The sequence below is a fragment of the Alkalihalobacterium alkalinitrilicum genome, from assembly GCF_002019605.1.
Taxonomy (GTDB): Bacteria; Bacillota; Bacilli; order Bacillales; family Bacillaceae_F; genus Alkalihalobacterium; species Alkalihalobacterium alkalinitrilicum.
On sequence record NZ_KV917368.1, the window covers coordinates 5,101,944 to 5,125,669 of the forward strand.

The 23,726-nt window shown below is 36.4% G+C and carries 26 protein-coding genes and 1 pseudogene; 20 read left to right on the top strand and 7 right to left on the bottom strand.

Translation table 11 applies throughout. The features are described 5' to 3' along the window. The first annotated feature begins 66 nt into the window (after positions 1-66). The 4 genes and pseudogenes from BK574_RS24710 to BK574_RS24720 all read left to right on the top strand — a co-directional run bounded on the left by BK574_RS24710 (position 67) and on the right by BK574_RS24720 (position 2,464). A pseudogene (locus BK574_RS24710) lies at positions 67-812 on the top strand (amidohydrolase family protein). Positions 813-878: 66 nt separating this feature from the next. Then, positions 879-1,472 carry a MarR family winged helix-turn-helix transcriptional regulator gene (locus tag BK574_RS28615; protein ID WP_238458085.1) on the top strand — a complete coding sequence of 198 codons (594 nt, stop codon included), beginning with the start codon at positions 879-881 and terminating at the stop codon, positions 1,470-1,472. Between the two features lie 41 nt (positions 1,473-1,513). Next, the gene (locus tag BK574_RS28620) at positions 1,514-1,813 is read left to right on the top strand and encodes a GNAT family N-acetyltransferase (RefSeq protein ID WP_238458086.1); all 300 of its coding nucleotides are present in this window, start codon (positions 1,514-1,516) and stop codon (positions 1,811-1,813) included. 228 nt (positions 1,814-2,041) lie between these two features. Beyond that, on the top strand, positions 2,042-2,464 hold the full coding sequence (locus BK574_RS24720) for a hypothetical protein (RefSeq protein ID WP_078430499.1): 423 nt from the start codon (positions 2,042-2,044) through the stop codon (positions 2,462-2,464). A 175-nt stretch (positions 2,465-2,639) separates the two neighbouring features. On the opposite strand, the gene BK574_RS24725 is transcribed toward BK574_RS24720, so the two are convergent. Next, a complete protein-coding gene (locus BK574_RS24725) occupies positions 2,640-3,863 on the bottom strand; it encodes an IS110 family RNA-guided transposase (RefSeq protein WP_078430500.1) in 1,224 nt (407 codons plus the stop codon). Between the two features lie 356 nt (positions 3,864-4,219). Beyond that, positions 4,220-5,077, bottom strand: coding sequence for a manganese catalase family protein (locus BK574_RS24730; RefSeq protein ID WP_078430501.1), 858 nt, complete (start codon positions 5,075-5,077; stop codon positions 4,220-4,222). 256 nt (positions 5,078-5,333) lie between these two features. Here BK574_RS24730 and BK574_RS24735 point away from each other — a divergent pair, with 256 nt between their 5' ends. The 14 genes from BK574_RS24735 (at position 5,334) to BK574_RS24800 (ending at position 18,657) form a co-directional block, all read left to right on the top strand. Next, positions 5,334-5,654: a hypothetical protein gene (locus tag BK574_RS24735; RefSeq protein WP_078430502.1), complete on the top strand. Its 321-nt coding sequence runs from the start codon at positions 5,334-5,336 to the stop codon at positions 5,652-5,654. 14 nt (positions 5,655-5,668) lie between these two features. Beyond that, positions 5,669-6,832, top strand: coding sequence for a diguanylate cyclase domain-containing protein (locus BK574_RS24740; RefSeq protein WP_078430503.1), 1,164 nt, complete (start codon positions 5,669-5,671; stop codon positions 6,830-6,832). Positions 6,833-7,246: 414 nt separating this feature from the next. Beyond that, complete coding sequence (locus BK574_RS24745; protein WP_078430504.1) at positions 7,247-7,966, top strand: HAD family hydrolase; 720 nt, start codon at positions 7,247-7,249, stop codon at positions 7,964-7,966. Further along, positions 7,944-8,810 carry a MurR/RpiR family transcriptional regulator gene (locus tag BK574_RS24750; RefSeq protein WP_078430505.1) on the top strand — a complete coding sequence of 289 codons (867 nt, stop codon included), beginning with the start codon at positions 7,944-7,946 and terminating at the stop codon, positions 8,808-8,810. Before BK574_RS24745 ends, BK574_RS24750 begins: the two co-directional genes overlap by 23 nt. Positions 8,811-8,837: 27 nt before the next feature. After that, the gene (locus BK574_RS24755; RefSeq protein WP_078430506.1) at positions 8,838-10,409 is read left to right on the top strand and encodes an ABC transporter substrate-binding protein; all 1,572 of its coding nucleotides are present in this window, start codon (positions 8,838-8,840) and stop codon (positions 10,407-10,409) included. Between the two features lie 20 nt (positions 10,410-10,429). Next, entirely contained in the window at positions 10,430-11,392 is a 963-nt protein-coding gene (locus tag BK574_RS24760; protein WP_078430507.1) for an ABC transporter permease, read from the top strand. Between the two features lies 1 nt (position 11,393). Then, complete coding sequence (locus BK574_RS24765; protein WP_078430508.1) at positions 11,394-12,188, top strand: ABC transporter permease; 795 nt, start codon at positions 11,394-11,396, stop codon at positions 12,186-12,188. Then, a complete protein-coding gene (locus BK574_RS24770; RefSeq protein ID WP_078430509.1) occupies positions 12,188-13,183 on the top strand; it encodes an ABC transporter ATP-binding protein in 996 nt (331 codons plus the stop codon). The genes BK574_RS24765 and BK574_RS24770 overlap by 1 nt, the downstream gene beginning before the upstream one ends. Continuing rightward, the gene (locus tag BK574_RS24775; protein ID WP_078430510.1) at positions 13,180-14,001 is read left to right on the top strand and encodes an ABC transporter ATP-binding protein; all 822 of its coding nucleotides are present in this window, start codon (positions 13,180-13,182) and stop codon (positions 13,999-14,001) included. The genes BK574_RS24770 and BK574_RS24775 overlap by 4 nt, the downstream gene beginning before the upstream one ends. 27 nt (positions 14,002-14,028) lie before the next feature. Continuing rightward, the gene (locus tag BK574_RS24780; RefSeq protein WP_338020618.1) at positions 14,029-14,796 is read left to right on the top strand and encodes an MBL fold metallo-hydrolase; all 768 of its coding nucleotides are present in this window, start codon (positions 14,029-14,031) and stop codon (positions 14,794-14,796) included. A gap of 234 nt (positions 14,797-15,030) precedes the next feature. After that, positions 15,031-15,252, top strand: a complete 222-nt coding sequence (locus BK574_RS24785; RefSeq protein ID WP_078430511.1) for a hypothetical protein — start codon at positions 15,031-15,033, stop codon at positions 15,250-15,252. Positions 15,253-15,254: 2 nt separating this feature from the next. Next, the gene (locus tag BK574_RS24790) at positions 15,255-16,001 is read left to right on the top strand and encodes a type II toxin-antitoxin system VapC family toxin (RefSeq protein WP_078430512.1); all 747 of its coding nucleotides are present in this window, start codon (positions 15,255-15,257) and stop codon (positions 15,999-16,001) included. An 86-nt stretch (positions 16,002-16,087) separates the two neighbouring features. Continuing rightward, positions 16,088-17,239: a hypothetical protein gene (locus BK574_RS24795; RefSeq protein ID WP_078430513.1), complete on the top strand. Its 1,152-nt coding sequence runs from the start codon at positions 16,088-16,090 to the stop codon at positions 17,237-17,239. A 264-nt stretch (positions 17,240-17,503) separates the two neighbouring features. After that, positions 17,504-18,657 (top strand): IS3 family transposase gene (locus BK574_RS24800; protein WP_274379447.1). Its coding sequence is split into 2 segments (ribosomal slippage): positions 17,504-17,759 and positions 17,759-18,657, totalling 1,155 coding nucleotides; the frame shifts between segments, so codons are not numbered across the junction. Positions 18,658-18,722: 65 nt separating this feature from the next. Here the strand turns inward: BK574_RS24800 and BK574_RS24805 are convergent. The 4 genes from BK574_RS24805 to BK574_RS24815 all read right to left on the bottom strand — a co-directional run bounded on the left by BK574_RS24805 (position 18,723) and on the right by BK574_RS24815 (position 21,055). Then, on the bottom strand, positions 18,723-19,589 hold the full coding sequence (locus tag BK574_RS24805; RefSeq protein ID WP_078430514.1) for an IS3 family transposase: 867 nt from the start codon (positions 19,587-19,589) through the stop codon (positions 18,723-18,725). After that, positions 19,553-20,116, bottom strand: a complete 564-nt coding sequence (locus tag BK574_RS24810; RefSeq protein ID WP_075387519.1) for a helix-turn-helix domain-containing protein — start codon at positions 20,114-20,116, stop codon at positions 19,553-19,555. The genes BK574_RS24805 and BK574_RS24810 overlap by 37 nt, the downstream gene beginning before the upstream one ends. 180 nt (positions 20,117-20,296) lie before the next feature. Then, a complete protein-coding gene (locus BK574_RS27965) occupies positions 20,297-20,464 on the bottom strand; it encodes a hypothetical protein (protein WP_169917365.1) in 168 nt (55 codons plus the stop codon). A gap of 99 nt (positions 20,465-20,563) precedes the next feature. Next, on the bottom strand, positions 20,564-21,055 hold the full coding sequence (locus tag BK574_RS24815) for a spore coat protein (RefSeq protein ID WP_142248104.1): 492 nt from the start codon (positions 21,053-21,055) through the stop codon (positions 20,564-20,566). A 187-nt stretch (positions 21,056-21,242) separates the two neighbouring features. Between BK574_RS24815 and BK574_RS28990 the strand changes: the two genes are divergently transcribed. Continuing rightward, positions 21,243-21,377: a hypothetical protein gene (locus tag BK574_RS28990; protein WP_274379448.1), complete on the top strand. Its 135-nt coding sequence runs from the start codon at positions 21,243-21,245 to the stop codon at positions 21,375-21,377. Between the two features lie 389 nt (positions 21,378-21,766). Next, positions 21,767-23,083 carry an IS1380 family transposase gene (locus BK574_RS24820; protein ID WP_078430515.1) on the top strand — a complete coding sequence of 439 codons (1,317 nt, stop codon included), beginning with the start codon at positions 21,767-21,769 and terminating at the stop codon, positions 23,081-23,083. Positions 23,084-23,348: 265 nt separating this feature from the next. Here BK574_RS24820 and BK574_RS24825 read toward each other — a convergent pair. Next, positions 23,349-23,726: IS3 family transposase (locus tag BK574_RS24825; protein WP_158211761.1), on the bottom strand; the 378-nt coding region annotated here is incomplete at its 5' end.

The following is a 23,726-nucleotide window of genomic DNA, read 5'->3' on the forward strand; positions in this document are numbered from 1 at the left end:
TCGACATTTTATGTCCAAATCCACCTGCTTTAGCAGGTGGTCGTTTAAGAAAAGAAATGGGGAAGTATAAGGAGAATTTTTGATGCGCATTTTCATATTATTGATTTTGACTTTCCAATTATCGAGAAACAAGGATATTTGCCTCCCAGTTATGTTGTAGAAGATTATCAAAATGAAACTGCTGATTTAAATGTATTAGGTGGAGCAATTGTATCTGGGTCATTCCAAGAATTTGACCAACAATATCTATTAAAGGCATTGAATCAAATGGGTTCAACATTTTGTGGTGTAACGCAATTGCCTTTTACAGTGACGGACGAGGAAATACTAAGTTTAAATGAATACGGGGTAAAAGCATTACGCTTCAATATTAAAAGAGGCGGTTCAGAAGATTTATCGAAGCTGGATTATTTTGCTAGAAGAGTTCACGAACTAGTAGGGTGGCATAGCGAGCTTTATATTGATGCAAAAGAGTTGCCGGAAATTACATCACTATTGAAAAATTACCAGCCATATCAATCGACCATTTAGGGTTATCTGAAGAAGGATTACCACATTTATTAAAGCTAGTGGATAAAGGGGTACATGTAAAAGCTACTGGGTTTGGTCGTGTAGATTTGGATGTTAAGATTGCCTTAAAATCGGTTTATGAAGTTAATCCAGATGCTCTTATGTTTGGAACAGATTTACCATCTACAAGAGCAAAAAGACCTTTTGAGTATGCAGATATTGAATTGATCCAACAGCTATTTGATGAACAAGCTACCGATAAAATCCTGTACACGAATGCTTTCAAATGGCATTTTAATTAATTGACTTTAACAATTAATTTAATTATAATATTTGACAAAGTCAACTATATTTAAGGAGTGATTATTTTGTCAAATATTCCGTCTGAAGAAAGAATAAATGCTGTTCGTCATTTTAATCGTTTTATGACAAGACAAATTGGGGCTTTGCGTGAGGGTTTATTACATAGCCCTTATTCACTAACAGAGTCAAGGGTACTATTTGAAATTGCTAACAACGATAACCTTACAGCATCAAATTTAATTCATGAGCTGGGACTGGATGCAGGGTATTTAAGTCGTTTATTAGCCCGATTTGAAGAGAAAGGTCTTGTACAAAAAGAGCGTTCCGCTACAGATGCTAGACAGCGTATCCTAAAACTTACTCCAGAAGGAGAAAAAGCTTTTTCTCAACTCAATGAACGTTCATACAATGAAATAGCTGAACTCCTTGGAGAATTGTCGGAAAGTGAACAACAACAATTAATTAACGCTATGACAACAGTTGAAGGATTGCTCAATAAGAAGGAGAGTCTTAAATATTCAGGACCATATTTTCTTCGTCAACATGAACCCGGTGATATGGGGTGGGTTGTTCAACAACATGGTATCTTATATTCAAAGGAATATGGATGGGACCAGAGTTTTGAAGCACTTGTATCTCAAATTGTAGCTGATTTTTAAATAACTATAACCCAAAGCGAGAGCGTTGCTGGATTGCCGAAATGAACGGAGAAATTGTGGGTTCTATTTTTGTTGTAGAAGGAAGTGAAGATACGGCTAAACTTCGTTTACTAATAGTAGACCCAAAAGCTAGAGGGTTAGGACTAGGTTCACAATTAGTTGAAGATTGTATTAACTTTTCTAGACGGGTTGGATATAAGAAACTCGTCCTATGGACGAATAGTGTCCTAAAGGAAGCTCGGCATATTTATCAGAAAAAGGGATTTAAACTTGTAAATGAAGAAAAACATAATAGTTTTGGGCAAGATTTAGTTGGAGAGACATGGGAACTGTTACTTTAGAAAAAAGTTTAAGTCACTTTCATTAAACTATAGGGTTTAATAGTGCAAGAGCATGGGCTGTCATTTAGGCAGCCTCTTTTTATTGTGTTACATGGAAACAATGATAAAATGTGCACTATATCAATGTTTTAGATCGGTTACTATATAAGCCCTCGTCAATTGAATAAGATATAATAAAACAGTGAGGGATAAAATGAAAGTTCACCCTATAACAAGGAGTTTATGAAAATGAGTATGGCAACCTATATTGGTTTAAATTTTCCCGTAAAACTTAATGAATATTATACAGAGGATGAAGTTGAAATTGATTATGTTTTCTCAGATGAAGAAATTCGTAATGTAGTTAAGCAGAAGCATTTTACTACGCCCTATATTTATGAAGTTTCTGAAAAAGGTCATCCTATTTGGCAAATGAATGAATATCAAAAGATTCATTCTCCACATAACTACGAGAAATCCAAAAAGACTTTTCTCTATTTATGTCACCTACTAAAAGAGTTGCTTCCGAAAGGTGATTATTGTGAAATCTATATTTGTTGGTTAGGTGAAGAAGAGGAAGAGCGTGAGGATGATTTGAAAATTGATTTAAATAATCTACAAATTGAAACAATAGATATTTATGAAAAATGCTTTATCAGAATAGAAAACTAAAGGGCTTAACTCAAAATAAGATTAGCATTCTTTTGTTTAACTTACTAAACTACCATGAAAATAAACTTCTGTAACTTAGGAAAAACGGCAATACTAAAGAAGACGCACTCATTCATTTTAAAAAAAAAGGGGAGAGCGCCTGTTTCGTTGGTACTATTTGAAGTAATGGACTGGATCAAGAGGCTTCTGATTCTGACAATGATACGGTGTAACCTAAACTCTCAAGTCTGCGCAGCGAATGTCGAACAATGGATTGCTCTCTTTGCTTATCAAAGTAATCTTCGCCTAGATCTACATACATCTTTTTACGGATTAAGAGATAATAAGAGATACGTAACATGGCGTGAGCGACGACAATTCCTGCTCGTTTCCTGCCTTTGCGCGATGCTGTACGCCTATACAGTGCGCCAAGGTAGTTTTTGGATCCTCTCACTGAATGAGCTGCTTCTGTTAATGCCGATCTCAGATACTTGTTCCCTTTTCTGGTTTTAGAAGACTTCCTTTTACCAGCACTCTCGTTCTGTCCAGGTACAAGACCTGCCCACGAACACATGTGAGCCGCACTTGGAAACTGCTGCTTTACATCAGTTCCAACCTCAGATAAGATTTGTTCGGCCATTCGAGTAGCGATTCCAGGAATAGAATCTAGCCTATCTATATCCTCTTGATAGGAGCTGACTCTTTTAGCTACTTCTTGATCAAGCTTCTCAATTTCCTCACTTAAAAAATCAATATGCTTTATAATCGTTTTTAACATTAGCCGTTGATTTGGACTTATATAACCTCGAAGAGCGAGTTCAAGATCATCCTTTTTTCGTTTTAATGTACGTTGAGCCAAGTTTGCTAGTTTTTCAGGATCGTCTTCACCTTCGGCTATGGCACGAAGCATATTTTTAGATGAAACCCCCATGATATCTGATATAACAGAACCTAGTTTAATATTAGCTCCTTCTAGCACTTTTTGGATCCGATTATGTTGTCTTGCACGTTCCTCAATGATGCTCCGACGATAACGAACGAGCTCCCGTAATTCTCGTTGGTTTCGATCAGGGATAAAACTTGCTTTTAACAATCCATGGCGAAGCAGTTTTGCAATCCATTCGGCATCATTTACATCAGATTTACGTCCAGGAACCGCTTTGATGTGTTGGGCATTGACCACTAAAAACACAATGTCTTCACTCTCAAGTAAATTCACGATTGGCTTCCAATATGCACTTGTACTCTCCATGGCAACGTGTGTACACCCATGTTCCTTAATCCAGTCTAGTAGTTTCAACAAAAACACTGTTTTCGTTGAAAATGATTGAATCTCCTTTCCTTTTGGGGTGATAATACATGCAGTAATAGAATCTTTATGAACATCCATCCCGCATGCTCGTTCAATGATTACATCCATTGTAATCTTCCTTTCTACGACTTAATATGGAGGCTGTCGCAACAACCAGAATAGGATTAATCTACCATGAGTGCTTCCGCAAGGGAGCAACAGTCAGTGGTGCACCGTGGTCGAAGGAGTCAGACTAACGGAAGGGTTCTTCTAGCGCCATAGTTTATCGACCTTCCTCTTCCAGCCGTAGAAACAGTATTGACGGTTTTTAACCATTTTCATTCTCTGTGTGCAGCGCCGATTTTGCGCTGCATGGATGGCTAACGGGTGGCTTTAGTACAATAAGCAACAATAATTTAAAAAATGAAAAACGCCCTAAAGCTAAGGGCGTAGTAATAAAATAAAAATGTTATGTTATTAACAATTTAATTATTGAGATCAAAAAGACCTGGGGCATGCTCATTTGGCATATCAGGCATTTCAGGAACCGGATAGCCTTGTGGTGGATTAATGACTGATAACTCTCCGCCATTTCTGCTTGGAGTAGTACCCTGAAAGATTTCACCGATTCTCGTATCATCTAGGCGGAAATTGAATTGTGCATTATGGAAGCCCATATCCACATATTTACGGCATTCTGGGTATTTGTTTAAATCATAATTTGGAATCGGAAAAAGTTTTCCCCAATCAACACCCATTGTTTCTAATGCTTTGGCGAATGCATTTTGATGGGCATTATCCCGTACAATCAAGAAAGCGATTGTTTCCCTTAACGTTTTATTGTTGCTCATCTCGTAAATTCTTGACTTCTGAAGAACACCAGTGGATTCTAGTACAACATTATTAAGTAGATTTGCTACAAGGTTTCCGTGGTCATATACCCATGAACCATTCCATGGATTGCCGCCTGCATCAACTGGTAGGGAAGATTTAGCACCCATAATATAATGGTGAGGGTTTGCGCCAGATTGTATGACATCATCTAATGGAGCAGCATCAGATGCCTGATTTCCTGGCATATCTCCGCCGGATTCGTTTAAAAGTTGGTTAATTGTCGTTTGAACGAGCTCCACGTGACTAAGTTCTTCAAGAAATATCCCTCTTATTAGGTCACGATATTGTTTCGCTTTACCCCTGAAATTGGCACTTTGGAATGAGAATTGCATCAGAGTTCTCATTTCACCAAATTGACCCCCAAGCGCTTCTTGGAGAACTTTTGCAGCATGAGGATCTGGTTTATCAGGCACAATCATATTAATTAAGTCTTCTTTATAAAAATACATATTACCTACCATCCACCTTCCAAATTAATTCTAATATATATTGCCAAATTGATATGATTAATATTCCATGAAGATATAGGAAAAAAAGATTAACACATGGAATCAATGGGTTGTTTATCAAAAGGGTAGCGGTGCTTATTAAACAAGGCATCCTTCCATTGTTCTAAGAATGGAAGGATTAGTGAAACAGGAGATCCGTTCAACAATTCCTTCTATAATTGTTGTTATAACAGAATGTTTATAGTGGGGTGAGTTAATGAAAAAGTATTTATTCCGTTCTATTCTTGTTTTACTAATCGTAATAGGACTCCTATTTATATTTATAGAGTTAAATAAGGATGAAACATTTACAATTGTACAAAAGGAAGCGGAAATAGGAGTTTTGATTGAAAGCAATAAGCTATTAAATCCAAGCTATAAACGAGCAATTTTAGGTTTGAAGAATGTACAAATAGTGAAAGCGACAGGTGACGAAATAGATTTTAGTGAGTTAGAGATAGGAGACAATATAAAAGTTGATTGGCGGGGTTTCCAGTTACCCAGAAGTATACGGATCCTTCAGGTGAGAGGGTATTAGGTGATTATCGCTGGGTGAATAATCAACAATGGCTCATCATTGGAGAAATAACAAATGGGGATATATTAATGCCTATTTTTAGTATGGCTTCAGCATTATCCACGGTCATTGTCTTAGTATTACTGATCGGCTTTTTCATCATGATTTGGATTTCAAATCATATAGAGCATCCCATTCGTAAAGTGTTAGAAGGAACGCGGATGGTAGGTAAAGGTCATTTTGATTTTCAACTAGAAACCAGTACGTTTAAAAGCCAATCCTCAGAACTAAGAGAACTTGGAAGTAATTTCAATAGTATGACTGGCTTAATTCAAAAATACATAATGAATTTAAGAAACAGTGAAGAGCGGTATCGGTTAATCCTAGAATATTCAAGTGATATGATTACCGTCCATGACCCTAGTGGGAAGTATCTTTATGTTTCCAAATCCGCAAAAGAAATTTTACAATATGAAGAAGATGAAATGCATGGGCAAGACATTTATCACTTTATTCATCCTGATGATGTTGAGTACATCAAAAACAATCATGACATTCTTTTGACGACTGGTTTTGTCGTTTCAACATATCGAATGAGGAGAAAGGATGGGGAGTATATATGGTTTGAGTCCTCAATAAGAGTTTTACAGGATCAACAAAATGAAGTGGATCAATTGATTGTGGTGTCACGGAATATCTCGGAACGCAAAAAAGTGGAACAACAATTAAGGGACGCAAACAAAGTATTGCAACAGCTGTCTACAAAAGATAGCTTAACGAATGTTGGCAATCGGCGTTACTTTGATGAAAAACTACATGACGAATGGCACCGATCATTAAGAAACGGTGCACCACTTACCCTTATTATGCTAGATATTGATTATTTCAAAGCATATAACGATCACTCTGGTCATCCTGGTGGGGACGAGTGTTTAAGGAAAGTTGCTGCTGCTATTCAAAAGACAACTTTGCGTTCCGGGGATGTGGTGTGTCGGTATGGGGGAGAAGAGTTTGTAGTCATACTACCGAACACGGATGAAAGAGGTGCAAGTTTAGTCGCTGAAAACATTCGAAATACGGTCGAGGCATTGAGAATCCCGCATAAGCAATCCGAGATCAGCGACATTGTCACCGTCAGTTTAGGAACAACAACAGTAGTCCCAAACCGAAATATGGAAATGAACCATTTGTTCAATTAGCAGATAAGGCTTTATATGAAGCGAACCAGTGTGGAAGGAAGCGATTTTGTTCGTTTTGCAGTTAATTGAGGTAAAAGTATTATAGAAAAGGCTTAGAGATTAATTTTCTCTAAGCCTTTTTAACCTTTGGAACCAGTATCACGTTATAAGAAACCACTAGTTTCACTCCAATGTCCATCATTTCAATCTTTCCTATTAATTCTTCTATCACCTTACCTTAGTGCGTCACCTTGACTATCTGTTAATTTACCAACGATGGAGTCTATTTATTAATTTGACATTTACTAATAATTAGCATTTTTTAAAACTAGCTTAATACTAGTTTTACAATTTATTTATACACTAGGTGTTGTAGTTAAGACTACAAATTGATTGATTTTGAAAGAAGTCATCACACGCAAAGGGAGGGTTTAAATGTTAGATGAAGTAAAAGTGATTGGTTTTGATCTCGGCTATACGCTAGCTTTTAACCATCGTGAAGATACGTATTTAGCATTTGCAAAAGAAAATAAAACCGAGTTAAGACGAAGAGAAGTAGAAATCGCCTTTCATTTAGCTGATAAAACATTTATGCGGCAGTATCCAGGAGCGCTTGGAAAACGGGCTGAAACGTATTTTCCGTGGTATTTGGGTGTGGTAAATTATCACCTTCAATGCAGATTCGATATTGAGAGACAGTATGAGTTTTTCAAGAGCCAGCGCAAAGGTTGGTCACCTTTTCCGTGGAGCCAACCTATACTAGAAGAATTACAAAACAAAGGATATCGACTAGCATTGCTGTCAAATTGGGATGAAAGCTGTAGGGATGTTCTTAGTCAATTAAGCTTAGAGCGTTATTTTGAAGAAATCATCGTTTCTTCGGAACAAGGGATTGAAAAACCGGACCCGCGCATCTTTACAAGATTAATAGAAAAGATGAATTGTAAACCAGAGGAGCTGCTATATGTCGGTGATAATTACTACGATGATGTAGTCGGTTCGAAAAAGATAGGTGCACAATCAATCTTAATTAATCGCTTTGGTCGTCTGGGAATTGAGGAACTAGGTTCTATACCAGTAATTGAAAAGACAGATTCGCTCCTTAGCTTACTGCAAGAAGGTGAAACACTTCATGACATTTGCTATTCAAGATGAACGATCAGATAAGACATTAGAAGAACGAATTGATCGACATTATAAAAAGCTAAGTCCATCGCAAAAGAAAGCAGCTGAATGGATGAGGAGAAATCTTCAACAAACGGCATTATCGACTGCAAAAAAAGTGGGTGAGGAGGCATTGGTCAGTGAAGCGACCGTCCATCGTTTGGTGCATGTGTTGGGCTACAAAGGATTTCAAGATATGAAGAGTCATCTGCAAGAAAGCTTTATTGCGGATCGGACCGTTTTACGCTTTGAATACTCTAATGAGGCCACCAATGATTTATCGTGGATCCAACAGGCTGTTCAATTAGAATGTGTAAACTTAAGAGGATCTTTTACGGGTGAATTAGAAGAAGCGATCCGAGAGGCAGCTACTAAGATTCTCTACTCTAAAAACCGTTATGTTGTAGGTTGGCGTGCAGGTTTATCCGTTTCCACCTCCTTGAGCTATCTACTTAACCTTATAATAGGTGATACGCAACTTCTTCCTGCTGGTGGGGAGCTTAGTGAGAAATTAGCTTACATATCTGAAGAGGATCTCATTATTGCCATTGGATTTCCGCGATATTGCAAAGTAACAAGGCAAGCTGTTGAGCAAGCCAAAGAAAACGGCGCAACAAGTATTGTTTTTACCGATACACCAATTTCACCGTTCTATCCAATAGCAGATGTTGCACTATTGGCGAATACCCAATCGAGTGGTTTCTTTGACTCTTATGTAACGCCATTATTAATCAGTCAATTATTAATTCAAGAAATCGGCCGTCAAGCTCCAGAACAAGTAAAACGTAATTTGAAAAAGCAAGAAGAGCTCTTTAGAAAATTGTGTGTCATTTAATTCATAAAACTTGAGGAGGCTTTATATATGAACCGTAAAAATTCCTTTTTCCTAGCATGTCTGGTTACTTTACTGAGTTTGGTTTTATTTGCTTGTAACGCCAATGAGTCATCGGTTGAGACAGAACAGACAAGTGAAAACACAGATACAGAACCGACAACAGAAGAAGCAATCAATGAGGAGGATCATCATTTAGTTTATGCGATCGCTAATGATGTAGACGGACTGGACCCGCATCGTACCGTATCAGCCTCTACTTTCCAAGTGTCCAACAATATTTTTGATACGTTAATCGGAGTAACTCCTGATGGGGAACTTATTCCAAGATTATCAACGAGCTGGAACTTTAGCGAAGATGGATTAGAGTGGACTTTTACCATCAAAGAAGGGGTTATGTTTCATAATGGTGAGTCCCTTTCGGCTAGCGATGTCGTTTATTCTTTTGAGCGACTTTTAAGTGAAGAAAGCCCAAGGGCAAATGATTATGCCAATATTGAAGAAGTGAGCAAAGAAGATGATCAAACGGTTAAATTTACATTGAAGAATCAAGATGCTACATTTATTTCCTCATTGGCTATGCCTTGGACAGCAGTTGTACCAGAAGGTGCTGGTGATGAATTAAAGAGCACACCGATCGGCTCTGGACCATATCAGCTTGAGAAATGGAATCCGCAACAATCGGTTGTGTTAACTAGATTTGATGGCTACCATGGTGAGAAAAAACCACAGATTCAAAAGGTAACAATGGAAATCATCCCTGAAAGTTCAACTCTATTAGCAAATCTAGAAGCGGGACAAATTGATATCGGTGGAATTGGTGGAGAAAATGTAGACCAAATTGAGAGAAATGCAAACTTAGAAGTATTTATGTCTCCGCAAAATAATGTTCAAATCTTAGCCATGAACAATGAACGTGAGCCATTAAACGATATTCGTGTGAGACAAGCGATCTCTTTAGCGATTAATAAAGAGGAAGTCATTACTGGCGCAAACTGGGGATTTGGAGAAGAGATCGGAAGCCATATGGCACCAACAAGCCCTTACTTCATCGACTTGAAGAATGTTTTACCTAACAATGTAGAAGAAGCGAAAAAGTTACTAGAAGAAGCAGGATACTCTGACGGATTTTCTGTATCCTTAGCTCTTCCTGAAACGTTTCGAATTCATGTTGATGCTGGTCAAATCATTGCCGATCAATTAAAACAAATTGGAATTGATGCAAAAATTGAAATGGTAGAGTGGGGAAGTTGGTTAGAAAACGTATATACGAACAGAGAATACGATATGACGATTATCGCTCATACTGGAAGACTAGACCCAGATGCGATGTTAGCTAGATACCAAATTGAGTCAGGAGAAAACTACTTTAACTATGTGAATGAAGAAGTAGATACAGCAATCAAAACAGCAAAGACCGTTCAGGATGAGCAAGAAAGAAAGAGTCATTATGACTTCATTCAAGAAACATTAGCAACAGAAGTACCCGCTGTATATATTCAAGCTCCATACACTTTAATGGCAGTTAAGTCTGAAATCAAAGGACTAGAAGTGTTTCCAATTGACATTATTGAATTGAAAAATCTCTACATTGAAAAATAGAAGAAAAAGGAAGGTTTTCCATGGGTTTTTACATTCTTAGACGATTAAGCTCTTCCTTCATATTAATCTTTATCGTTTCACTCATCACGTTTATGGTTCTTATGTGGTTACCTGGGGATGCTGTGCATGTCATGTTAGGAACGGAGGCTTCTCACGATACAGCTGAGAAGCTCCGGGCCCACCTAGGTCTCGATCGACTATGGTATTTACAATATGGTGAGTGGTTAATCAATATATTCCAAGGTGACTTTGGTACCTCTATGTTATATGGCCAACCCGTTCAAGAGTTACTTCTTGAAAGACTTTGGATTAGTTTATCGCTTGCTTTCTATGCTTTTATCCTAACACTCATTTTTGCGTTTCCTTTAGGTGTGTTAGCGGCAGTAAAAAAGAATAGTATAGTCGATCGCCTCATACAAGGAAGTGTTCAAATAGGTTTGGCGGTACCGGCCTTCTGGTTTGCGATCCTGTTAGTATTAGTATTTGCAGTCTATTTTCCTATTTTTCCACCAAGTGGATATTTACCTATTTCAGAAGGCATTGGACCACATTTGAAGTCCGTCCTATTACCGTCTATATCGCTAGCTATAGTAGAAGCAGCTGTTTTAATTCGTATGATACGTGGGTCACTACTATCGGTCTTGAAAGAAGATTATATTACGTTTGCTAGAACAAAAGGTTTATCTCCTTTTCAAATCTATTTTAAATATGCCTTAAAAAAAGGAATGATCTGGCCATTAACCTTAATGGGTATGCAAGTGATGAGTTTGGTGTCAGGAGTCATCATCATTGAAAATATCTTTGCGATCCCAGGGCTGGGAAGACTTTTATTAATTGCTGTTCAACAGCGGGATTTAATGCTTATTCAAGGGGTAGTTGTGGTGATGTCTATGATTGTTATTATCGTAAATTTAGTCGTCGACTTACTTTATTCGTATATGGACCCTCGAATTAAGTTACATGCTGTAAAGGAGGGACAATAAGGTGCGGTCATTTGTATTCGGTTTAAGTTTATTTTTTTTACTCGTATGTATGGCGGTTCTGTCACAGTTACCGTTTGTACCTGATCCTAATGCAATGAATATTTCCAATCGCTTTGATCATCCGTCGACTACACATTGGCTCGGTACGGACCAGTTTGGGCGAGATATTTTTAGCAGAATCCTTCATGCTTCAGGTATTGCCTTAGCTGTAAGTGTTGGGGCTGTATCGATCGGCATGATCATCGGGTGTTTGTTAGGGGCTATTGCCGGAAGTACAAAAGGTATCGTCAGTACACTCATCATGAGAACGATGGATGGCATGTTTTCTTTTCCTAATTTATTACTTGCTTTAACCATTGTCGTGGCCTTAGGTGTAGGAGCCATCAATGCCCTGATCGCGATAGCTTTGTTTAATATTCCACTCTTTGCCAGACTGATGTATGGGTTTATTTTAGAAGCTAATGAATATGGTCATGTAAAAGCTGCGAGAACGTATGGTGCGAGTAGAAAGCGAATTTTATTCATTCATATGATCCCATCAGCGTTACCAAGGATCGTTATTCAAGTGACGACGAGTATGGGTGGAGCTATTTTAGCTGAAGCAGCTTTGTCATTTCTAGGTTTAGGCGTACAACCACCTCACCCAAGTTGGGGGAATATGTTGAGTGAGTCTCAAAGTTTCCTCTCCATGGCCCCGTGGTATCCTGTTATTTCAGGCGTGGCGATACTAATCGCTGTAATGGGCTTTAACTTAATGGGAGATGGATTACGTGAAATGGAAGGGGATGCTAGTTAATGTTGGAGCTTAAAGATGTAACGGTTGAACTTAAACGTAATAAGCAGTCCGTTCCAATTGTTCAGTCCGTTAACTTCGAATTGAAACGTGGAGAAATCTTAGGAATGATCGGCGAGTCAGGATCTGGAAAATCGATGACCGCAAAAGCAATACTAGATATCCTTCCATCCCAAGCATTTGTCTCAAAAGGGGATATAATGTTTGAGGGAAAATCTTTATTAAATCTGACTAAAAAAGAATGGAGACGTTGGTACGGAAAAGAAATTTCAGTGATCATGCAAAATACGACTGAGAATTTAAACCCTGTCATGAAAATAGGTCCTCAAATGCTCGATACTTACTTGGTTCATCACAAGGTTTCAAAGAAAAAAGGGAAAGAACGGGTAATCGAAGTTTTAGATCAAGTCGGCATTAGGGACACAGCGAAAGTATTTGATAGTTACCCTCATGAGTTAAGTGGTGGAATGAAACAACGAGTAGTGATAGGAATTGCGATTATCAATCATCCAAAAGTGATTATTGCAGATGAGCCAACGACGGCTCTGGATGCTACCATTTGTAAACAAATTTTAGATTTATTAATGAAGCTAAGAGATGAGTTAGGAATTGCGATCTTGTTTATCAGTCATGATATCCATGTCATAGAATACATATCCGATTCTCTTTTTGTTTTATATGGTGGCCTCCCGCTTGAAAAAGGACCGAGTCAAGCTGTTTTATCATCACCGTTACATCCTTATACTGAAGCTTTACTACATGCTGTACCAAGTGTGAAGGAAAAGAAATCGGTTCAAGGCATTCCAGGAAAGGTCCCGACGTTTGAAGAAAGAGGAACGGGGTGTATTTATAGGGAAAGGTGTCATTATGCAGTTGAAGCATGTCATTTATTACAACCCTCTATGTACATCCATGAGGAGTTAGGAAAGAGAAGGTGTGCTTGCCATGCTCCTTTAATTCATCGTGAAATGCAAAAAGAAACGGAGAGATTTGCATGATTTACACAGTCTCAAACGAAGACCGCGAATACGAACGGAAACCTCTCATTCAGATCAGCGGATTAGAGAAGAGTTACCCGTTGCCTAGGAAAAGATTATTCCAAAAAAAGTCCCAGGTAACGATATTAAAGAATATTAATTTAGAAATTAATACAAATGAAACGGTTGCATTAGTAGGAGAGAGCGGCAGCGGCAAAACCACGTTAGGTGAATGCATTGGAGGTTTGCGTTCCATTCCTCATTCAACCGTTTATTTTAACGGGAAATGTATCAACGAGCTAAAGAAGGAGGAGAGAACGTATTTCCGAAAATCGGTCCAGTTTGTTTTTCAAAATCCTCATAGTTCAGTGAACCCGAGGATGACCGTCTATGACATATTGAGAGAGCCGATTAGTATACACAAGCTAACAAAGACAAAAAAAGAGGAACAAGAAATGATTTTACAGTTGCTAGAGGATGTCGGTTTACCTTCTTCACTATTACACTCCAAAGCTAAGAATTTAAGTGGTGGGCAGTGTCAACGTCTTGCCATTGCACGGGCCATTTCGTTGAAACCACCACTAATTATTTGTGATGAAGCCGTATCAGCATTAGATGTTTCGGTACAAGCGACGATTATTCAATTACTTCAATCGCTTCAGAAAAAGTATGGATTATCCTACTTGTTTATTTCACATGACTTAGGAGTTGTTCGTGCGATAGCCGATCGTGTGGTTGTTTTAAAAAACGGTGAAATCGTGGAAGAGCAACTAAGTGAGGAGTTATTTAATCAACCGAAACATAGCTATACGAAAGAGTTATTATCTTCCGTGCTATAACTAGAAGGAAAGAAAAGAGGTATAAATATGATAAAACTGATTCCATTAGGAGTATGGGGTGGTTATCCAAAGGCTAATTCAGGAACCTCGTCATTTTTATTGAAGTTAGATGATTTTTCATGTTTAATCGATTGCGGCAGCGGAGTTCTTTCTTCTCTACAAAACTACCTACCGTTAGAACAGTTAGATGCAGTTATGGTCAGTCACTATCATTTTGACCATATTGCGGATATCGGCTGCTTACAGTATGCCATGTTAGTGCAATCACAACTAGGGAACCGAAAAAGTGAATTGCCGATTTTTGGCCACGCTAAAGATGAAGAGGCTTTTTCTAAATTATCATTTATGAACTATACGAGGGGCATCCCAATTGAAGAAACGAAAACGTTAATATTAGGGCCATGGAAAGTAACATTCAGTCCTACAATCCATCCCGCTCACTGCTTAGCGATGAAGTTTGAACACGATGGTGTCTCCATTGTTTTTACCGCAGATACCGAGTGGTGTGAAGACCTGGTGTCATTTGCAAAAGGCGCAACGATATTAGTAAGCGAAGCCAACTTATACGAAAGACACATCGGTAAAGTAAAAGGACATATGAGTGGACGCCAAGCTGGAGAACTCGCTCATAAAGCAGGGGTAGGCCAATTGATCTTAACCCACCTGCCACACCATGGGAACTTAGAAGACATCTTAACTGAGGCGAAACAGGCATTTTTAGGGAATGTCGAGATAGCTCAGGTTGGGAAAGCTTATGAGGTTGTGGTAGATGAAAGGGAAGTTACTACAGGATGATAATTTGAAAGAAATGCTTATTCTGTTGAGGAATGAGCATTTTTTTACGTTAATATTTATATGTGATAGGTTAAAAAAATTATAGTCTTGTTTGTGGATTCTAGGGGATGAATTTATTTTCTTTCATTTTCACTATTCATCTTTAGTTCAGTTTGATCATAGTATAAATACATAGGTTTCTAGGGTATATTTTGGGGGAAACTGATCAATAAATGTGGTAAGGGGTGGTAAATAATGGACAAAAATTCAGAAAAATCATATAATAGTGATATTATAAACAATTTGGGAGTGATTAATTTGAGTAATATGGTAACTCCATCTAAATTTTTAAAACCTACAGAAGATAAGAAATTAGTTACACGAAAACCTCAAAATGCGCGAGACTTGCGTAAAATGATCGGGACACGTTCAGCCACTGGTCAAAAATTAGTAGATATTTATAAGCAAGGGAGATAAAGATGCCTATTTTACCTGGAAATTTATTATTAAGTGAACAGTGTGTTACTAATATCATGCAAGCATCTGTTTACGTAGATGCTTGTTTTATTTTGGCTTATTTAGATGAAGATGATGAACGTACAGACAAAGTTGCGAATTTTATAGATAATTGGAGCAATAACCAAATAAAAATGGGAATTAGCTCCCATATTTTTGCGGAAGTTGTAGGCGTTCTTCTTATTAATAAGGTAGAAAGGTCGTTAGCTATCTATACTGATCACACAGATGACATTGAATTATATGGCCTATCTAAACTAAGTGAAGAAGATCAGAGGGATATTCTATCAGTAGAGGCAGCTAAAAATTTATATGAAATTAAAGAATCTATTAAACAAAAAAATAATAATGAAGGTGAAGAACATAAAGTTACCGCTAGAGATATTCTTAAAGTAGGGAAGCGCCATGAAAAGAGGAAGGAACTTTTAGAAATTTTTTATGGGTACTCGCTACAAATGTTTGAAGAATTTATTTATAACATGCAGGAACACTTTAGTATAGAAGTGGAAATTCTTTCTACAGATTACAGTACAATAGAAACTGCATCTCAATATATTAGATTACATAAACTTGAAAGCTATGATGCGATCCATTTAACAATGGCCAAAAAAAATTCTTATGATTACTTTGTTACTCTTGATAAAGATTTTATACAAGACTTTACCGAGTTTGATCAAAATTTTTTAACTAATGTTATATATGTTGCATAAATTACAGGCTCTTTAAGCACTTTTTAAAGAGTCTTTTTAATTGTTAGAAAAAAGCATAATAATACTACTTTTAAAGGTGGATCATGATGGACAATGGGATTTTGGGTACAGTGAAAGGGGTACTAGTAAAATTAAAATCCTTTTTACCAATTAACTTCATTTTACAAAACAAGTTAATTTCGATTATTACGTTATTTTCATCCTCTATTGTATCGTATGTAGCTGGGTATCTTTTTCTATGGGGGTATTACTTTGGAGGAGCAGAAGATTATTCAATATTAACAATGGCTATAAATTATGTTCCTTTAGATCAACCCATTGTTATTATCATAGGTTACTTTTACTTGTTTATAATTGCTATCGTAGCCCTTGCATTATATACGCTTTGGAAGGAAAAATTATCTCTTATCTCTATACTTTTTATGTCTGTATCAGTATTTTTGGCGAATTTAGCACTTGTATTATTCTTTCACGGTGACCCTAATTGGTCATTATATATAGGAATGTTGAAGTTTTTTTTATTACCGTTGATACTAGTATTTGTGTTCTTTTACTTGTACATATTTACTATGCATCCATATTTGGTAATTAGTTTTCTTATATATATATTTGTCCTTTATATAAATCTAACCGTCTTATCAAGAATGACTAATAACGATTTCTTCAATATAATAACAACGAATGAAATTTTTTTATTATTGAATTATTTTGGTTTGCCCTTGACTGTCTTTATCTTAAAGATAAAGACAAATTTTTTAAAGGCTTTAAAGGTTTTTGCTTATTCTTCATGTTTAATTCCATTAATTCCAGTATTAATAATGGCATTAATACCAAACGTAATATTGACAGTATTTTTTAGCATAGTTACATGTACAATTATCGTTTTATTAATAGAATACTTAATTCCTAAAATTAATAACAAAAAACAAAGGAATACATTTGAAAAAAATGATAAACCACTTTACCTTACCAAGCCTTTATTGTCGTGTCTTTTTTTTATAGTCGTATTTTTCAATGTTTTTATAGCAGTGCCCCATCTATTAATCAGAGGTGGAGACTATTTTCAGTCAACCGTTATTGAGCATAAATACCAACAAATAACATATATCTGGAATGGTGAAATGATAGATATTAAAGGTAATATAGTTTCAAATGTTAATAATAAATATTACATCTCGACTGTTGAACAAAAACTATTAATTATACAAACAGATGATATTAGAATTGAAACTAAATAAGAAGCCTATATTTTTCTATTACTTGTTATTGGACAACTCCCTAAAATCATATAGTAGTACAAGAGTTAATTAGGGGGAGAAAAGGATGAATATATTTACAATTGTAGGTTCAATTTTGGTTACGGGTTCTCTAGGTCTTGCAGGATTTGCTTCATACCAATTAATAACAGACAATGCCAATAAAGCAAAAAAGTGATGCTAGACTAAAAAGTGGACACAGATTGTTATAATAAAATTAACTAACAATTTGTGAGGTGCATCCGAATGCCAAAAGGTAAACGTTATGATGAAGAATTCAAGAAAGACACAGTAAAGTATGTGTTAGAAAACCATAAGTCTGTTGCTCAAGTAGCTAGAGAAATGGATCTTAATGAAAACACTTTGTATAACTGGGTGAAAAAATATAGCCACCAACCAGAAATAAAAGCTGCACAAACCTTCGCCACACCAGATGCTGAGGTAAAAGACTTACAAAAGCAACTGCGTGATCTAAAAGAAGAGAATGAAATCTTAAAAAAGGCGATGCACTACTTCGCGAAAAGCCCTCGGTAAAGTATGAATTTATTCATAAGAAACGCTCCCAGTTCCGAGTGGAGAAGATGTGCACAGTTTTGGGAGTTTCTAAGAGTGGCTATTTTAAATGGTTAAGTCGCCCTAAAAGTGACTGTCAGAACAAGCATGAAAAACTAAAGAAATTGATTTTACGTACGCACATTGAATTCAAACAAAGGTATGGCAGTGTCAAAATTACTAAAACGCTAAAGAAGCGTGGTGTGAAAGTCAGTGAACGAACGGTATCCAGAATTATGACCGCAAATAACTGGAAATCCTGCACGGTTAAAAAATATAAAGCGACAACCAACTCAAAACACAAACATCCAGTCAGTGAAAATATACTTAATCGTAAGTTCCAAGTAGATCAGCCTAACCGATTCTGGGTAACTGATATCACTTATATTTCAACCAACGAGGGCTGGTTGTATTTGGCGAGCGTTATGGATCTATATTCTCGTAAGATTGTTGGTTGGGCAATGGATAAAACAATGACGAAAGAGTTAGTTATCAATGCTTTAAAAATGGCTTATAAACGCCAAAGACCCAAACCAGGACTGATTCATCATTCAGATCGTGGTGCTCAGTATGCTTCAAGTGAATATCAAAAACTATTAAACAAGTACAAAATGGTCGGCAGTATGAGTCGTAAAGGTAACTGTTACGATAATGCTTGCATCGAATCTTTTCATGGAATTCTTAAGAGAGAGTTAGTCTATCAAACAAAGTTCAGAACTAGATCCAAAGCAAGAAAATCCATCTTAGAATACGTTGAGTTTTTCTATAATTCAAAACGAATTCATTCTACACTTGATTATCACACACCAATTGAATTCGAGAAAAAGTATCATTTAATAGCAGCATAGAATCTACCTTTCATAAAAAGGGTTAAAGTGCTTTTGGTGGTTACCCCTAAAAGTTAGAGTTTTTATTATGCAGCTGATTGGCTGGGTTGAGTTCGGTATTCTACTGGACTTAAACCAGCCAATTTTCCTTTTGATCGTACATGGTTGTACCAGTAGATATATTCTTCAATCCGTCTTTTTAATTCTTCATAGTTTACTAATTCTTCCCCATAATACATTTCTTGCTTTAAAATACCAAAGAAATTCTCCATCGAAGCATTGTCTGCGCAGGTTGCTTTACGTGACATGCTTTGGAATACTTTATTTTCTTTTAATGTCCTCACCCATTGACTGTGCTGGTAATGCCAGCCTTGATCGGAATGGATGGTGGTGCGATAAGTTGCATGATTATTTATTATCTCTATTGTTTCTTTTAAAGGCTCCATGACAAGGTCTAACGTGGGACGTTTCTTGATTTCAAAAGCAATAATTTCCCCGTTATAAAGGTCAAGAATCGGATTTAAATATAACTTCTCTTCGTCTAGACATTTGAATTCTGTAATGTCGGTTACTAATTTTTGTAGAGGGATAGGTGTGCTAAAGCGGCGGGATAATCTGTTTTTCGCTATTCTTCCAACCTTCCCCTTATAAGAATTGTATTTACGAGATTTCCTCATAAATTTCACACACTTTAACCCCAATTCACGCATTATACGATACACTTTTTTATGGTTTATAGAATGTCCTAACTTCTTTAATTCTTTCGTGATCCGTTTATAACCATAACGTTCATGAAACTTTTTAAATAGTTCCGTAATGATTTTTTTAAATTCTGAGTCCGAATCTTCTCTGTCAAAGTTCCCGACATGATAGTGGTAGGTTGCTTCTGGAATTCCCACGATAAGGAGAATATCTTTTAATCGGAATCCATCTTCTTTGAGTTCGAATGCCACCTTTGCTTGTGCTTTTCGTGGAAGGCATTCTGATTCTCTCGAAAAGCTTTCAACTTTTTTAGGTAAGCATTTTCTAGTCGCAATAATTCATTCTCGCGTTCCAGTTCTTCTTCGCGTGTTAACTTCTTCTCTTCTTTTTTCATTGGTTTATTGGTGTTTTTAGACATAGAAGATCGCCCCTTTAATCTTGGTTTTAGGCCTTCTATCCCTTGTTCATTAAATGTTTTCATCCAACGGTGAATTAATGAAGGATTATTCAATCGAAATTGTTCAGCAGTTTCCTGAAAAGAAGCACCTGTCTCTACCATAAATTGTATCGTATCCATTTTAAATTGAACAGAGTAGGCACCTTTCATTTTTCTTCGCTTTAATCCCTCTATCCCTTTTATTTTATAGGCTCTTACCCAATCTTGTATTGGTGTTTGAGAGGGCATATTGTATTTTTTCGCTAGTGACTTATATCCAAGATTTCCATTTAAATACTCGGTAACAAGCTTTATTTTAAATGCTTCACTATATTTGGCCATAAAAACACCCCCGAGAGTTAGATTTTCTACTCTAACTTTCGGGGGTCGGTACCTTGTGGGACTCTTTTTGTTATTTGTTTTCATTTCTTTATAGTAGTATTAGTAGTGGGTTGAAAGGAGAAAATAAAAATGATCCAATCCTTAATTTAATTTTATGAAATTTATCCACATTTTGTTCATTTAACAGTCGTTATTGTTGTTATTATTTTGGTTATTTCGATTGTTTAAATTTTGTGCATCGTTTTCATTTGCAAATTCAGTATTTGCATTGTCGATATTTAACTCTTGGTTGCTATTGTTATTGTTATTGTTATTGTTATTACGACTACGGTTATTATCGTTTGCCATATGTATCACCTCCTATTGGTTAAGCTACCCTAGGATCTAAAAGTTAATACTTTAAAAAATACACAATTGAGTTCATAAAAAACCAGGAGGAGCTCCTGGTTAAAATGTTTTATTTAATGCTTTATTTGCAAGCTCTACGTCATTTTGTAGCAACTGATCCAAGTTATAGGAAGGATAATAACTTCTTTCATACATATAATTAAAAACTTTAGCGTGCATATCTATACCACGATTTAAGTGTTCCTTTAAAACATTTCGAAGAGCTGGAGTCGCTGTTTCAGTAATTGCAATGGCATAGTTTCTTACACCTGTTTTAAAAAGAGCTAACAAATCCCCAGCATAGAATGGGATGTTATGGTTTCGGTTATTTTCATCATCTTGCTCTTGTCTTGGTGCTAATGGGTAGAACTGTAAAAGTTCACGAATATTATCACTTATACCCTTTATAGCTTGGGTATAGAGTTGTTTTAAAGCAGGATCAGTAATTTCAGGAAATGCTTTTTTTAACTTCAATAATCCTATAGATTGAAAGGCAACTAATTCATGCATATCTAAAGTTTCGTGCCATGCAAGATGTTGCGGTGAGTTAATATGATCCAATTAATTTTCCTCCTAATAATAAAATTTACCTTATTACTTTATTCGGATTAGAAATAATGGGATTTTGTCTAATTATTTTTGGGCAGTTTAAAACAGCTAATAATGTTAGTGAAAAGAACACAACTTAATAATGTGTGCTGAACACAAAATTTTTAATTGTAAAGGAGGTTACTTTATATTGACTAACAATAATAACAATCCATCAGGTCAAACAGGAGCAATGGGGCAGACAAAAACCAATTCTGCAACTTCTGGAGCAAAGGCAGCTAATACTGGATCAGTGGGGGTAGGTGGAAGGAATAAGAAGAAATAAAAGTATTTAAAAAGAGTCGATTAATGTTGTCGACTCTTTTTTTTGTGAATGGATATAATGGCCACTTGCAGAATACTGGTCCTAATGATTTAACAAAAAAAGCCCCAATTCTGAATGGGGACTTGTAAGGAGGAACTCTAGTGGCCTCCTTGAATGAATAACAAAAAGGAGTCGTTATCCTAAGAGGTTTAACGAGGCCAGATTAAACCCACAATTAATAATATGAAACAAACTAAGCCTGATTTATTCATAAAAAAATAATATTTGCCTACTAATGTCCATTTAATAAGCTTTTTTGTTACTCGTTAACGCATCAAATAAATGAAAAAAGAACCCATTTCTGATAAGTTAAAAGTGCGAACCAATAACCATCAGAAAGGATTCTTATAATGGCTACTTTACCGCAATTAACACTTGATTTCAATCGTAAAATTAAATTATCTAATGACGGAGGAGAACTCTCGTCTGATACTGGTGAGTTCCTCTTTAGGGAATTTGATGAAAAGATTGGTTTCTCTAAAACATTGGCTGAACATTTAAACCTGAAAGACAATAGACGTTACTATATTCATTCGAATGAAAACTTAATTCGTCAAAAGATTTATCAAATCATTGCTGGTTATACCGACGATGATGCAGCTGATCAATTGACGAAAGACCCTGTATTTACTCAAATTATTGGTACAGATGCGTTAGCTTCTCAGCCGAGCTTATCTCGTTTCTTTAGACGGTTTGATAGCCAATCTATTGAAGAATTGAATCGAGCCAACCAAGAGCTTATTGACAAAGTGCATCAATTTAGAGAGTCAAAGGTACTTATTATTGATTTAGATTCTACGCATTCCGATACCTACGGAGACCAAGAAGCTGCGGCTTTCAATACTCATTATGGTACCGTTGGTTTTCATCCATTAGTTGCCTTTGACGGAGTAACAGGTGATTTCCTTAAAGCAAAGCTACGACCTGGAAACGTGTATACTTCAAATGGTGTCGTCGATTTTATTCAACCACTCATTGATCATTACAACGAAAAGTTCCCAGAGACAACACCTTTTCTTCGTGGTGATAGTGGGTTTGCGGTCCCAGCTTTGTATGAATTGTGCGAAAAAGAAAGCGTCTATTACGTGATTCGGCTGAAATCAAATGCGAATTTACAACGAATTGCGGATGAACTCCATCCTTCGTCTGTCATTTCCGATGTTTCAAAGGCGGAAATTTATTACGAAGAAACCATCTATCAAGCAAAATCTTGGTCGAAGCCTAGAAAAGTAATTGTCAAGTCAGTACGTCCAGCTGGTGAATTACTGTTTACTCATTCCTTCTTTGTGACAAATTTAGTTGATTCCTTTTCTCCTAAAGCGATCGTTCTTAGTTATCAAAAAAGAGGAACGATGGAGAACTATATCAAGGAAGCCAAGAATGGGTTCGGCTTTGATAAAATGAATAGCCACTCTTACCAAGTAAATGAAGTAAAAATGATGTTAAGTTTGTTGGCTTATAACTTAACGAACTGGTTGCGTACGCTATGTTTTCCAGAAGAACAAAAGACCATGCAAATCGATACCATACGTACACGAATTATTAAAGTTGCCAGTAAATTAGTAAAGTCAGGACGTTCCCTTTACTTTAAACTAGCCTCAAGTTTCGTGTATCAGGAATTCTTTTGGAAAGTACTTCAGCGAGTTCAAAAATTGAAATTCAATTAAAAATGATCAAATAACCAATTTTTAGAAACTACACACCAGACCAAGGGAGTAGTCTGCCTAAAAACAGATATTTTCAAGCAAAACTTTTAAAATCACAACTGAAGTAGCCAAGTTACTATGATTTCACTTTATAATGAAGTAATTTATTGGTTTTTTGAGTTCAATCGTGATTTAACTTCGAAGTATGAATAATTCAGGCTAAGTTTTATGTATAAAATAAAATGGCCCACTCTTCGGAGTGAGAAATAGGACTTTCTTTTTATTGCTAGGTATTTTGGTATGTCAACACTAAATCAAACAATTTTTTAGGGGCTAAGTTTCGATAACTTGCTGGACTTTGATACCCCAGGGCACTGTGCGAACGGATGTTATTGTACCAATTGATATAATCAAACAGTTCAAGTTCTAGGTGGTTAAGGGAATGGAACTGCTCCCCATGAATTAGTTCTGTTTTTAGAATCTTAAATGTCGCTTCTGCCACTGCATTATCATAAGGGTTTCCTTTATCGCTCAATGAACGTTCAATCTCATTTTCACTTAATAATTCATCAATAGCTACGTTTTTAAACTCAGATCCGCGATCTGTATGAAAGAGTTTTACATTCTCTAATGGCCGATTAACCGTTGCGAAGGCGCGTTGAAC